10 protein-coding genes are annotated in these 13,321 nt (G+C 59.7%); 2 read left to right on the top strand and 8 right to left on the bottom strand.

Annotated elements, in window-relative coordinates; translation table 11 throughout:
- Positions 1–6: 6 nt before the first annotated feature.
- Positions 7–1,296, top strand: a complete 1,290-nt coding sequence (locus AKL25_RS00445; protein WP_050475692.1) for a cytochrome c — start codon at positions 7–9, stop codon at positions 1,294–1,296.
- 87 nt (positions 1,297–1,383) lie between these two features.
- On the opposite strand, the gene phoB is transcribed toward AKL25_RS00445, so the two are convergent.
- The 5 genes from phoB to AKL25_RS00420 all read right to left on the bottom strand — a co-directional run bounded on the left by phoB (position 1,384) and on the right by AKL25_RS00420 (position 7,386).
- Complete coding sequence (gene phoB, locus AKL25_RS00440; RefSeq protein WP_050475691.1) at positions 1,384–2,085, bottom strand: phosphate regulon transcriptional regulator PhoB; 702 nt, start codon at positions 2,083–2,085, stop codon at positions 1,384–1,386.
- A 74-nt stretch (positions 2,086–2,159) separates the two neighbouring features.
- The gene (gene glmM / locus AKL25_RS00435; protein ID WP_050475690.1) at positions 2,160–3,497 is read right to left on the bottom strand and encodes a phosphoglucosamine mutase; all 1,338 of its coding nucleotides are present in this window, start codon (positions 3,495–3,497) and stop codon (positions 2,160–2,162) included.
- Between the two features lie 44 nt (positions 3,498–3,541).
- Positions 3,542–4,399 carry a dihydropteroate synthase gene (folP, locus tag AKL25_RS00430; RefSeq protein WP_050475689.1) on the bottom strand — a complete coding sequence of 286 codons (858 nt, stop codon included), beginning with the start codon at positions 4,397–4,399 and terminating at the stop codon, positions 3,542–3,544.
- 177 nt (positions 4,400–4,576) lie between these two features.
- Complete coding sequence (gene ftsH, locus AKL25_RS00425) at positions 4,577–6,460, bottom strand: ATP-dependent zinc metalloprotease FtsH (RefSeq protein ID WP_050475688.1); 1,884 nt, start codon at positions 6,458–6,460, stop codon at positions 4,577–4,579.
- A gap of 281 nt (positions 6,461–6,741) precedes the next feature.
- Positions 6,742–7,386, bottom strand: a complete 645-nt coding sequence (locus tag AKL25_RS00420) for an RlmE family RNA methyltransferase (RefSeq protein ID WP_050475687.1) — start codon at positions 7,384–7,386, stop codon at positions 6,742–6,744.
- A 95-nt stretch (positions 7,387–7,481) separates the two neighbouring features.
- Between AKL25_RS00420 and AKL25_RS00415 the strand changes: the two genes are divergently transcribed.
- Positions 7,482–7,946: a YhbY family RNA-binding protein gene (locus AKL25_RS00415; protein ID WP_050475686.1), complete on the top strand. Its 465-nt coding sequence runs from the start codon at positions 7,482–7,484 to the stop codon at positions 7,944–7,946.
- 153 nt (positions 7,947–8,099) lie between these two features.
- Here AKL25_RS00415 and greA read toward each other — a convergent pair whose 3' ends face one another.
- From greA to carA, 3 genes are all read right to left on the bottom strand, one after another.
- Positions 8,100–8,582, bottom strand: coding sequence for a transcription elongation factor GreA (gene greA / locus AKL25_RS00410; RefSeq protein ID WP_050475685.1), 483 nt, complete (start codon positions 8,580–8,582; stop codon positions 8,100–8,102).
- A gap of 213 nt (positions 8,583–8,795) precedes the next feature.
- On the bottom strand, positions 8,796–12,029 hold the full coding sequence (gene carB, locus AKL25_RS00405; RefSeq protein ID WP_050475684.1) for a carbamoyl-phosphate synthase large subunit: 3,234 nt from the start codon (positions 12,027–12,029) through the stop codon (positions 8,796–8,798).
- A complete protein-coding gene (gene carA / locus AKL25_RS00400; protein ID WP_050475683.1) occupies positions 12,022–13,185 on the bottom strand; it encodes a glutamine-hydrolyzing carbamoyl-phosphate synthase small subunit in 1,164 nt (387 codons plus the stop codon). Before carA ends, carB begins: the two co-directional genes overlap by 8 nt.
- Positions 13,186–13,321: the final 136 nt, after the last annotated feature.

Raw genomic sequence — 13,321 nt, 5'->3', positions numbered from 1 at the left:
CCGCTCATGAAACGCATCTTGCTGGCGCTGCTCCTGCTGATTATTGCCGTCCCTGCCGTCATGGTCGGCATGCAATTTGTCGATCATGAGGACGATATACCAGCCCAATCGTCCTCACCGATCAATCCCGGGCAGCAAGTCGCCCGCGGCGCCTACCTGGCCCGCGCCGGCGACTGCATGGCCTGCCACACGGCGCGCGGCGGCCAGCCCTACGCCGGCGGACGCGCCCTCCCGACGCCGTTCGGCACGCTGTATGCGCCCAACATCACCGCCGATAAGGCAACCGGCCTCGGCAACTGGAGCGCGAAAGATTTCTGGCGCGCGCTGCATCACGGCAAGGCCAAGGACGGCAGTTTCCTCTATCCCGCTTTCCCCTATCCGAACTACACCAAAGTCACGCGCGAAGACGCCGACGCCCTGTTCGCCTATCTGCAAACCGTCAAGCCGGTGCAGCAGGCCAATCAGGAACATGCGCTGCGCTTCCCCTACAACTACCGCATCCTGCTGGCCGGATGGCGCGCACTGTACTTCACGCCGGGCGCGTATGCGCCGGACAACAAGCAATCGGTGGAGTGGAATCGCGGCGCCTATCTGGTGCAAGGACTGGGGCACTGCAGCGCCTGCCACACCACCCGCAACGCCTTCGGCGCCACCGTGGACAAATCCGACCTCGCCGGCGGCCTGATCCCGATCATGAACTGGTACGCACCTTCCCTGACTTCGGATGCCGAAGCCGGGCTGGGAAAATGGGAAACGGAGCACATCGCCGCGCTGCTGAAAACCGGCGTGTCGCCGCGCAGCACCGTGTTCGGTCCGATGGCGGAAGTCGTCAGCCAGAGCCTGCAACATCTGAACGACGCCGACATCCGGTCCATGGCGGTCTATCTGAAAGCCTTGCCGCAAAACGATCCGCCGCCGGCGCTCGACACGGCGCAGCCGGACAAGGCGACAGCCGACCGTATCCTGCAGACCGGCAGCAAAATCTATGAGCAGCAATGCGCCGAGTGCCACAAGGCCAACGGCCAGGGCATGCCGCCGGCTTATCCGCCGATGAGCGGCAATCGCGCGCTGACGATGGGTTCGGCCGTCAATCCTATCCGCATGGTGCTGAACGGCGGCTTCCCGCCGTCAACCGACGGCAATCCGCGGCCCTATGGCATGCCGCCTTTCGGCCAGGCATTGAACGATCAGGAAGTCGCTGCGGTGGTGTCGTACATCAGGAACAGCTGGGACAATCGCGCCGGCTTCGTCTCGCCGCAAGAGGTGAATCGCTACCGCTCGATTCCGCTGGATTGATTGTTGAGAGCCGGATAAGGAAAGAGATTCTGTCGAGTGCAGAATCTCGTCGGATGCAAGGACCGGAGCAGACCTTAAATCCGGGAATCAGCCGTTCTTGGCTTCCATGCTCAGTTTGTAGCCCATGCCGCGTACGGTTTTCACATAGTCGGCCGCCGCGCCCAGCGATTTGCGTAGGCGCATGATGTGGACATCGACGGTACGCTCTTCGATGAAGGTGTGATCGCCCCAGACTTTATCCAGCAACTGGGCGCGTGAAAAAATCCGTTCCGGATGCGCCACCAGATAGCGCAGCAATTTGAATTCCGCCTGATCCAGTTCGATCTCGTCCTTGTCGACCGTGACGCGATGGCGCTCGGTATCGATGCCGAGCAAGCCGTAGGACAAGCTCTGCTGACCGACTTCCGGCGCCTTGCGGCGCAACAGCGCTTGTACGCGCGCCACCAGTTCCTTCGGTGAAAACGGTTTGGTGACGTAGTCGTCGGCGCCTTCGTTGAGGCCTTTGACCTTGTCTTCTTCCATCCCCTTCGCGGTCAGCATGATGACCGGCAACGCGGCGGTGCGCGCATCCCTGCGCCACTCGCCCAGCAGCGCCAGCCCGGAGGTATCCGGCAGCATCCAGTCCAGCAGCACCAGTTGCGGCAAGACCGTGGCGATGAGCTTGCGCGCCTCGGTCGCGTCGCTGGCGATGCTCGTGGCAAAGCCTGCGCCCTGCATCGTGAAACGCAGTAACTCGGCGATGCTCGGCTCGTCCTCGACTAACAAGATGTGTGGCTGATCTTTTGACATGCGCTGCTATTTTGACTTGTAATGATGGGCGATGTGTTCAGGATAACGGCTCGCCGCCATCCTGCCCTTTCCTCTCAGGCCGCTACTTTATCAGCAATCCGCTGGGCCATCGCCTGCGCTGTCTCTGCCTGCTGCGCTTCCACCATGACGCGGATCAGCGGTTCGGTGCCGGATGGGCGGATCAGGACGCGGCCGGTGTCGCCGAGCGCCTTCTCGACGGCATCCTTTTCGGCTTGCATGCCGGGATTGGTTTTCCAGTCGAAACCGGCCGGAATCTTCACGTTGATCAGCACCTGCGGATACATGCGGATATCCGCCGTCATCTCGGCCAGGCTTTGTCCGGAACGCTTGAGCGCCGACATGACCTGCAGCGCCGAGACGATGCCGTCGCCGGTGGTGTGCTTGTCGAGGCACAGCAAATGACCCGAGCCTTCGCCGCCGAGCAGCCAGCCGCGCTCCTGCAGGGTTTCCAGCACGTAGCGGTCGCCGACCTTGGCGCGCGCAAAACCGATGCCCATTTTCTTGAAAGCGACTTCCAGCGCCATATTGGTCATCAGTGTGCCGACGGCGCCTGGCACCGGCCCGGCCGCCAGACGATCCTTGACCATCACGTACAGCAGCTCGTCGCCGTTGTAAATGCGGCCGGCGGCATCCACCATCACCAGGCGATCGGCGTCGCCGTCAAGCGCGATGCCGACGTGCGCGTGGTTGGCGCGCACAGATTTGGACAAGGCTTCCGGCGCGGTGGCGCCGAAACCTTCGTTGATGTTCAGCCCGTTGGGCTGGTTACCGATGTTGATGACTTCCGCGCCCAGCTCGTGGAAAACATGCGGCGCAATGTTGTAGGCGGCGCCGTGCGCGCAATCGACGACGATGCGCATGCCGTGCAGGTCGAGGTCGTTGGGGAAGGTGCCCTTGCAAAATTCGATGTAGCGTCCCTGGGCGTCGTCCAGGCGTTTTGCCTTGCCCAGTTTTTCGGACGATACGCAAGTCATTGGCGTATCGAGTTCGGCTTCGATTTCCGCCTCGACGGCATCCGGCAGCTTGTTGCCCGAGGCCGAAAAGAACTTGATGCCGTTGTCATGGAAGGGATTGTGCGAGGCCGAAATCACCACGCCGGCCGACAGGCGCAGCGCGCGCGTCAGATAGGCAATCGCGGGAGTCGGCATCGGACCGGCCAGCATGACATCCACGCCGGCGGCGGCAAAACCGGCTTCCAGTGCGGCTTCCAGCATGTAGCCGGAAATCCGGGTGTCCTTGCCGATCAATACCGTCGGCTTGGCCGAAGACGCCCACGACTTGGTCAATACCTTACCGGCAGCGTAGCCGAGACGCATGACGAAATCAGGGGTAATCGGAGCAACGCCAACGCGTCCACGCACACCATCGGTGCCAAAATATTTTCCAGCCATGATTCCTGTGTTTCCTCTTGAAGAATCTTTTTTATAAATAATTATCAGATACCGATCGCGTCGACCATGCCTGCATGCCAGACATTGAGCGCGTCGACCGTCTCCGCCACATCGTGCACGCGGATAATCATCGCACCTTGCGCCGCTGCTGCCAAGGCCGCACCGATACTGCCGGCCAGACGCCGGTCCAGCGGTTTGCCGGTAATCGCGCCGATCATGGACTTGCGCGACATCCCGGCCAGCAAGGGCAGGTCCAGGGTCTGGATCAGCTTTTGGGTGTTTCTGAGGAGCGCGTAGTTGTGTTCGACGCTCTTGCCGAAACCGAAGCCGGGGTCGATGCACAAGCGATCGCGGTCAACGCCGGCAATCTTGAACGCGTCCACCCGCTCTTGGAGAAACGCGGCCACTTCTTCGACCACGTCGTCGTATATCGGTTTCTGCTGCATGGTTTGCGGCTCGCCCTGCATGTGCATGATGCACAGACCGGCGGTACTGTCCTTCACCGCATCAATGGCGCCCGGTGCGCGAAAGCCGTTGATGTCGTTGATCATGTCGGCGTCGGCAATCAGCGCTTCGCGCATGACTTCGGGCTTGTAAGTGTCGATCGACAAAGGCTTGCCGCAATCGCGCAAGGCGTAAATCAATGGCATCACGCGCTTGAGTTCTTCCTCCAGCGGAACCGGCGGAATCCCCGGCCGGGTCGATTCGCCGCCGATGTCGATGATGTCGACGCCGTCGGCGATCATCTGCTCCGCGTGCGAGATGGCGAATTCCAGCGCATGGTAATTGCCGCCGTCGGAAAAGGAGTCGGGAGTGACGTTGAGGATGCCCATCACCAGCGGCCTGCGCCCCGGCGTGACAGGAAGGCGATAACGCCCGCATTGTAGATATTGTTGGCTCATTCAGTTGCTTCGAAATTCAGACTCCGGGTGTTTCTGCACTGCCGGCGAAGCTGTCACTACTCAACTCGCTCCGGCTTTCGGACATCTGCGCAAACTCTTGCAAGAGTCCGCACACCCAAAGAAAAAGGGCGAGGATCGCTCCTCACCCTGAGACCAGCTGCGCTTCCAGTCCCGCAATCAGGCGGGAGCAGTCGCGGTCGGCGAAATGTCACCTGGCGTATTGTCGGAATTTTTCTTGACCGGTACACCGTACTTCGGCAGACGCGGTTCGTTGCCTGCCATGATGTCGTTGATCTGGTCGGCGTCGATGGTTTCCCAGTCGAGCAGCTTCTGCGCCATGACTTCGACCTTGTCGCGGTTCTCTTCCAGCAGACGGCGCGACAACGCGTATTGCGTGTCAAGGATGCTGCGAATTTCAGCATCGACCTTTTGCTGGGTCGCTTCGGACACGGTCTTCGACGACATACGGCCGAAATAGGCGTCTTGCTCGGTGTCTTCGTAGACCATGGTGCCCAGCGCTTCGGACATGCCGTAGCGTGTCACCATGGCGCGCGCCAGCTTGGTTGCGCGCTCGAAGTCGTTGGACGCGCCAGTCGACATTTGATGCATAAAGATTTCTTCTGCGATACGACCGCCGAACAGGATGGCGATCTCTTCCAGCATTTTGTCCTTGTACATGTTGACGCGGTCATGCTCAGGCAACTGCCATGTCAGGCCCAGTGCATAGCCGCGCGGCATGATCGTGACCTTATGAACAGGGTCAGCCTTCGGCAGCAGCTTGGCGACAACGGCGTGACCGGACTCATGGTAAGCAGTGTTGCGGCGTTCTTCTTCGCGCATCACGGCGGACTTGCGCTCCGGACCCATGACGATCTTGTCCTTGGCGTCTTCGAAGTCTTGCATTTCGACCAGACGCTTGCTGCGGCGTGCGGCGAACAGTGCGGCTTCGTTGACCAGGTTGGCCAGATCGGCGCCCGAGAAACCGGGTGTGCCGCGCGCCAGGATGTCGGCCTTGACGTCAGGAGCGATAGGCACCTTGCGCATATGGACATAGAGGATTTGTTCGCGGCCGCGGATATCCGGCAGACCGACCATCACCTGACGGTCGAAACGGCCCGGACGCAGCAGCGCCTTGTCCAGCACGTCGGCGCGGTTGGTGGCGGCAATCACGATGACGCCCGAGTTAGCTTCAAAACCGTCCATCTCGACCAGCATCTGGTTCAGCGTCTGCTCACGTTCATCGTTGCCGCCGCCCATGCCGGCGCCGCGATGGCGACCGACGGCGTCGATTTCGTCGATGAAGATGATGCACGGTGCGTGCTTCTTGGCGTTTTCGAACATGTCGCGCACGCGGGATGCGCCTACGCCGACGAACATTTCAACGAAATCGGAACCGGAAATCGTGAAGAACGGGACTTTGGCTTCGCCGGCAATCGCACGCGCCAGCAATGTCTTACCGGTACCCGGAGGACCGACCATCAGCACGCCGTGAGGAATGCGGCCGCCGAGTTTCTGGAATTTGGTCGGATCGCGCAGGAACTCGACCAGCTCCTGCACTTCTTCCTTCGCTTCATCGCAACCGGCGACGTCGGCGAAAGTGACGGAATTGCTGTTCTCGTCGAGCATGCGCGCCTTCGATTTGCCGAAGGAAAACGCGCCGCCCTTGCCGCCGCCCTGCATCTGGCGCATGAAGAACACCCAGACGCCGATCAGCAACAGCATCGGGAACCAGGAGATGAAGACTTGCGACAGGAAGGATTGTTCTTCAGGTTGCTTGACGTCGAACTTGACGCCGTTGTTCAGCAGATCGCCGACCAGGCCGCGGTCCAGATAGGTCGCGGCAGTCTTGACCTTCTTGCCGTCCTGCGTTGTCGCGACGATGCTGCGGTCTTCGATGGTGGCGTCTTTGATGTGGCCGGCTTTTACTTCGCTGATGAAGTCGGAGTATGCGATCGGTGTAGCGCCCGACGCCAGGCTGCGGCTGTCGAACTGTTTAAAGACCATAAACAGCACCAGGGCGATCACCACCCAGATGGCGGCTTTGGAAAACATGTTGTTCACTAGAACTCCTCCGACGCGAGCGCGCCTCATTACCTTGTATATATCCGATTTTACTCGGATTCATCTGCGCTTACTAGGAAACCGTCCATCCCTGGCTGACGTAAGTTGACTACGGCAGACCGGCGAACAAACTTGAATCGCGGGCGAAGGCAGGAACATCTCCGAATCGCCGCAAAAACCGCCTCAAGGGACAGGAAACGAAAGCTTCCAGCAGTGGATGTGTGGCCGGAATCGACGAAATCAAGAAGAAAAATGGCCGAAATGCAAGATTACCGGCGGATTTATTGGGGATTTTTCAAAACTTTGCCCAAAAGGAAAATTTCTGACGATTTATCGCGGCTAGCTTTCGGCTTTTTCGACGTGACGGTTTTGAATTCGGCACGGAATTTGTGCACCAGTTCGTTGTAGCCCGTGCCGTTGAAGCATTTCACCAACACCGAGCCGGTCGGCTTCATGTGCGCCTGCGCAAATTCAATTGCCAGATCGATAAGATGCTCGACCCGGGCGGCGTCGGCAATCGCCACGCCGGACAGGTTCGGCGCCATGTCGGACAGCACCAGGTCGACCTGGCGACCGTCCAGAATGGCTTCCAGCTGGCGCAGGGAATCCTCTTCCCGGAAGTCGCCCTGGATGAAATGCACGTCGGCGATCGGATCCATCGGCAGCATGTCCAGCCCGATGATGGTGCCGCGAATGCCGCCGCCTTCCAGCCCCGCCAGCTTGTTGCGTGCGTACTGCGACCAGCTGCCGGGCGTGGAGCCGAGGTCGACGATCACCTGACCGGGCTTGATCAGCTTCTCGTCTTCGTCGATTTCCTTGAGCTTGTAGGCCGCGCGTGCGCGATAGCCTTCCTTCTGCGCAAGCTTCACATACGGGTCGTTAATGTGATCGTGCAGCCAGTTTTTGTTTAATTTGTTCTTTGCCATTCGCGTAGAATACTGGTTTTAAATATTGAGGGACAGAGTTCGGGCCGGTTTAACCGGCCTCAGGCGCCAAGCCGCTCGCCCACCGGAAACAAACTATGTTGAAACTTACTCCTGCAGAGCGCAGTGAATTGCGCGCCGAAGCGCATGGCCTGAGCCCTGTCGTGATTATCGGCGAAGGCGGCCTGACTGCCGGCGTCACCAAAGAGATCGATGCCAGCCTGAACGCCCACGGCCTGATCAAGGTCCGCGTGTTCGGCGATGACCGCGAAGCGCGCGTCGCCATCTACGACACCATCTGCGAACAACTCAAGGCAGCGCCGGTGCAGCATATCGGCAAGCTGCTGGTGATCTTCCGCCCCAAGAAGGATGCAGTCAAAGAACGCAGCGAAACACGCGGCAAGGGCATGCGCGAAGTCACCATCGTCAAGCCCAGCGCCAGCGGCACCAAGCGCCCATCGGTGACCAAGGTCATGCTCAAGGGCAACGAACGCGTTACTGCGGGCGGCTCCATCAAGCGCGCCAAGCCGCGTCAGAAGAGCGCGAAGAAATCCATGGGTTAAATCACTGTGGCAGCCGTGTAAGCGGCCATATCGCCATCGGATTCAAGCAAGAAAAAATGCCCGCTGAAGCGGGCATTTTTTTCACCATCGCAGTGCTGTAAATTATTTGCAGCTTGTCATCAACAGCGCCTGCGTCGGCCTTTACGCTACCACTTAAACGTAGCGCACTTCCAGAATTTCATACTCGCGCACACCGGACGGCGCCTCAACGGCAACCACATCGCCGGCGCTCTTGCCGATCATCGCACGTGCGATCGGCGAGGTCACGGAAACCTTGGCTTCCTTGATGTCGGCTTCGTCGATGCCGACGATCTGATAGGTGACTTTCTCGCCGCTATCCAGATTTTCCAGATCGACTGTCGCAGCAAACACCACGCGGCCATCCGCGCCTGCGCTCAGTGTCGCCGGATCGACGACCAGCGACGAACCCAGCTTGCCTTCCAGATCTGCAATGCGGCCTTCGATGAAGGCCTGGCGTTCCTTGGCGGCATCGTATTCGGCGTTTTCCGACAGATCGCCCTGCGCACGCGCTTCGGCAATCGCGTTGATGACCGCGGGACGCTCTTTGGACTTCAGGCGTTGCAACTCTTCCTTCAGAAGCTCTGCACCATACTTGGTGATAGGAACTGTACTCATAAAACTCTCAACAAAAAAATGAGGCACTTTTGTATGACTTGCCCTGGAGGCTGTTGCAAAATCAAACTGAGCGGAGATAAAACGCGACGCGGCACGAGATCGATTTTGCAACAGCCCTGACGGGCAAATACAGAGTTTGCCGTTAAAAAAGACACAGAGGGCATCGAATACTCAGATGCCCTCTGTGACTAGCAATAAAACGTGTATGTGGGTTTAGTGTATAGCTTTATGCAGCCCTTGTAAATCATACACATCCAGCGCGTCCAGGTGACGCATGCCTTCCACCGCAGCCTCTGCGCCGGCGATGGTCGTGAACGTCGTCACGCGCGCCGCCAGCGCCGAAGTACGGATGGCGCCTGAGTCGGCGATGGCCGTGCGCTTCTCTTCGACCGTGTTGACCACGAGGGTGATCTCGTTGTTCTTGATCATGTCGACGATGTGCGGACGACCTTCCACCACCTTGTTCACGGTCGCGACCGGAATGCCGGCAGCGCTGATGGCGGCAGCCGTACCCTTGGTCGCAACGATGGAGAAGCCGAGACCGACCAGATCCTTCGCCACTTGCACGGCGCGCGGCTTGTCGCTGCCCTTGACGCTCAGGAACACCTTGCCCGAAGTCGGCAGCTTGACGCCTGCGCCCAATTGCGACTTCACGAACGCTTCGCCGAAAGTCTTGCCTACGCCCATGACTTCACCGGTCGACTTCATCTCAGGTCCGAGAATGGTGTCGACGCCCGGGAATTTCACGAACGGGAACACGGCTTCCTTGACGCTGAAGTAAGGCGGGATCACTTCGTTCTTGATGCCCTGGCTGTCCAGCGACTGGCCGACCATGCAGCGTGCGGCGATCTTCGCCAGTTGCAGGCCGGTTGCCTTGGAAACGAACGGCACGGTACGCGAGGCGCGCGGGTTCACTTCCAGCACGAAGACGACGTCTTGCAGCTTGCCGTCGACTTCGGTTTGCTGGATAGCGAACTGAACGTTCATCAGGCCGACCACGTTCAGGCCCTTGGCCATCAGCGCCGTCTGGCGCTTCAGTTCGTCGATGGTGTCTTTCGCCAGCGAGTACGGCGGCAGCGAGCAAGCCGAGTCGCCCGAGTGCACGCCGGCTTGTTCGATGTGTTCCATCACGCCGCCGATGAAGGTGCGCTCGCCGTCCGACAGGCAGTCGACGTCGACTTCGATGGCGTCGTTCAGGAAGCGGTCCAGCAGCACCGGCGAATCATGCGAGACCTTGACGGCTTCGCGCATGTAGCGCTCGAGGTCGCGTTGCTCGTGGACGATTTCCATCGCGCGGCCGCCCAGCACATAGGAAGGACGCACCACCAGCGGATAACCGATTTCCTGCGCCAGGCGCAATGCGTCGGCTTCGGTACGTGCAGTGCGGTTCGGCGGCTGACGCAGACCGAGGTCTTGCAGCAGTTTTTGGAAACGCTCGCGGTCTTCCGCAGCATCGATCATGTCCGGCGAAGTACCGACGATAGGCACGCCGTTGGCTTCCAGATCCAGCGCCAGCTTCAGCGGCGTCTGGCCGCCGTATTGCACGATCACGCCGTATGGCTTTTCCAGCGCGACGATTTCCAGCACGTCTTCCAGCGTCAGCGATTCGAAATACAGACGGTCGGAAGTGTCGTAGTCAGTCGACACGGTTTCCGGGTTGCAGTTGACCATGATGGTTTCGTAGCCGTCTTCGCGCATTGCCAGCGCAGCGTGCACGCAGCAATAGTCGAATTCGATACCCTGGCCGATACGGTTCGGACCGCCGCCCAGCACCATGATCTTCTTCTTGTCGGTCGGTTTGGACTCGCACTCTTCTTCATAGGTCGAGTACATGTAAGCCGTGTTCGTCGAGAACTCGCCAGCGCAGGTATCGACGCGCTTGTAGACCGGACGGATGTTCAGCGCGTGGCGCTTTTCGCGCACGGCGGTGTCGGTCACCTTCAGCAGCTTGGCCAGACGACGGTCGGCGAAGCCCTTTTGCTTGAGCTTGTACAGGGTCGCCTTGTCCAGGCCTTCCAGCGTCTGGCCGTTTTCCAGCCACAGTTCGATGTCGACGATTTCCTTGATCTGCGACAGGAACCACGGATCGATGTGCGTCAGGCCATGCACTTCTTCCAGCGTGAAGCCTTGCGCAAAGGCGTCGCCCACGTACCAGATACGGTCAGGACCGGGCTCGCCCAGTTCTTCCTTGATGGTTTCGTGGTCGGTGGTCTTTTCGTTCATGCCGTCGACGCCGACTTCCAGGCCGCGCAGGGCTTTCTGGAACGATTCCTGGAAGGTGCGGCCGATTGCCATCACTTCGCCGACCGACTTCATTTGCGTGGTCAGGTGGTTGTCGGCTTGCGGGAATTTCTCGAACGCAAAACGCGGGATCTTGGTGACGACGTAGTCGATCGACGGTTCGAACGATGCCGGGGTCGCGCCGCCGGTGATTTCGTTGCGCAGCTCGTCCAGCGTAAAGCCGACCGCCAGCTTGGCGGCGATCTTGGCGATCGGGAAACCGGTGGCCTTCGAGGCCAAGGCCGACGAACGCGAAACGCGCGGATTCATTTCGATGACGATCATGCGGCCGTCGGCCGGATTGACCGAGAACTGCACGTTGGAGCCGCCGGTGTCGACGCCGATTTCACGCAGCACTGCCAGCGAGGCGTTACGCATGATCTGGTATTCCTTGTCGGTCAGCGTTTGCGCCGGTGCGACAGTGATGGAGTCGCCGGTATGCACGCCCATCGGGTCCAGGTTTTCGATCGAGCAGACGATGATGCAATTGTCGGCCTTGTCGCGCACGACTTCCATCTCGTACTCTTTCCAGCCGATCAGCGATTCTTCAATCAGCAGTTCAGTGGTCGGCGAGGCTTCCAGGCCGCGCTTGCAGATGGTTTCGAATTCTTCGGCGTTGTAAGCGATGCCACCGCCGGTGCCGCCCATGGTGAACGATGGACGGATGATGACCGGGAAGCCCAGTTCCTTCTGCACTGCCCACGATTCTTCCAGGGTGTGCGACACGCCCGAGCGCGCGGAACCCAGACCGATCTTGGTCATGGCGTCCTTGAACTTGGAACGGTCTTCGGCCTTGTCGATGGCTTCCGGCGAGGCGCCGATCAGTTCGCAACCGTATTTTTCGAGCACGCCGTTGCGGTGCAGGTCCAGCGCGCAGTTCAGCGCAGTCTGGCCGCCCATGGTCGGCAGGATCGCATCCGGCTTTTCCTTGGCGATGATGCGTTCCACCACTTGCCAGGTAATCGGCTCGATGTAGGTGACGTCGGCCATTTCAGGGTCGGTCATGATGGTCGCCGGATTGCTGTTGACCAGGATGACTTTGTAGCCCTCTTCACGCAGCGCCTTGCAGGCTTGCGCACCGGAATAGTCGAATTCGCAGGCCTGACCGATGATGATCGGACCAGCGCCGATGATCAGGATGCTTTTAATGTCGTTACGCTTAGGCATGTTTCTTTTTCTCCATCATCGCCACAAATTTATCGAACAGGGGGGCGATGTCATGCGGCCCGGGCGATGCTTCGGGGTGGCCCTGGAAGCAGAACGCAGGCTTATCGGTACGGGCAAAACCTTGCAGCGAGCCGTCGAACAGCGACACGTGCGTGACGCGGCAGTTGGCCGGCAACGTGGCGGCGTCAACCGCGAAGCCGTGGTTTTGCGATGTGATCAGCACTTGCTTGGTGTCCAGATCCTGCACCGGATGGTTGGCGCCATGGTGGCCGAATTTCATCTTCAGCGTCTTGGCGCCGGAAGCCAGCGCCATGATCTGATGGCCGAGGCAGATGCCGAAAGTCGGAATGCCGCGCTCGATCAATTCTTTGGAGGCAGCGATCGCGTAATCGCATGGTTCCGGATCGCCGGGACCATTCGACAGGAAGATGCCGTCCGGATTCAAAGCCAGCGCTTCGGCGGCAGTTGCCTGCGCCGGCAGCACGGTGACTTTACAGCCGCGCTCGGCCAGCATGCGCAGGATGTTGTACTTGACGCCGTAGTCGAACGCGACCACGTGGAATTTCGGGGTAATTTGCTGGCCGTAGCCGCGACCCAGTTTCCACTCGGTCTCGGTCCAGTTGTAGGCTTGCTTGGTCGACACGACCTTGGCCAGGTCCATGCCCGCCAGTCCCGGGAAACCGCGCGCCAGTTCCAGCGCCTTGGCGGTTGCCGCTTCAATGTTTGTTTCGCCGGCGACGATGGCGCCGTTTTGCGCGCCCTTTTCACGCAGGATGCGGGTCAGCTTGCGCGTGTCGATATCGGCAATGGCCACAATGTTGCTGGCTTGCAGGTATTCGGCCAGTGTTTGCTTGGTGCGGAAATTGGAGGTCAGACGCGGCAGGTCTTTGATGATCAGGCCGGCAGCATGGATCTGCGATGCTTCAATGTCTTCGGGATTGACGCCGGTATTGCCGATATGCGGGTAAGTCAGTGTGACGATCTGGCGGCTGTAGCTGGGATCGGTCAGAATTTCCTGGTAGCCGGTCATGGCGGTGTTGAAAACGACTTCACCAGTCGTGTTACCGGCAGCGCCGATGGAAACACCAAGAAAAACGGACCCGTCTGCTAGCGCGAGGATGGCCGGAACGGTAGGGCCAGAAAGAAGAGGCAGCAAGGGTAACTCCTGAGATTGTTACCGCCGCTGGCCTGACCAGATCGCGCTGCTGAGACTCTGCACTCAATTCTCAGTACCCAAGGCGACCGGCGCAAACGCCCCGTTTTGATGCACATGGGGTAGTTGTTTGGTCTGC

This window comes from Herbaspirillum rhizosphaerae (assembly GCF_001189965.1).
Classification (GTDB): Bacteria; Pseudomonadota; Gammaproteobacteria; order Burkholderiales; family Burkholderiaceae_D; genus Herbaspirillum; species Herbaspirillum rhizosphaerae.
Note: the sequence above shows the minus strand (reverse complement) of the source record. Positions and strands in the feature narration are given on the sequence as shown.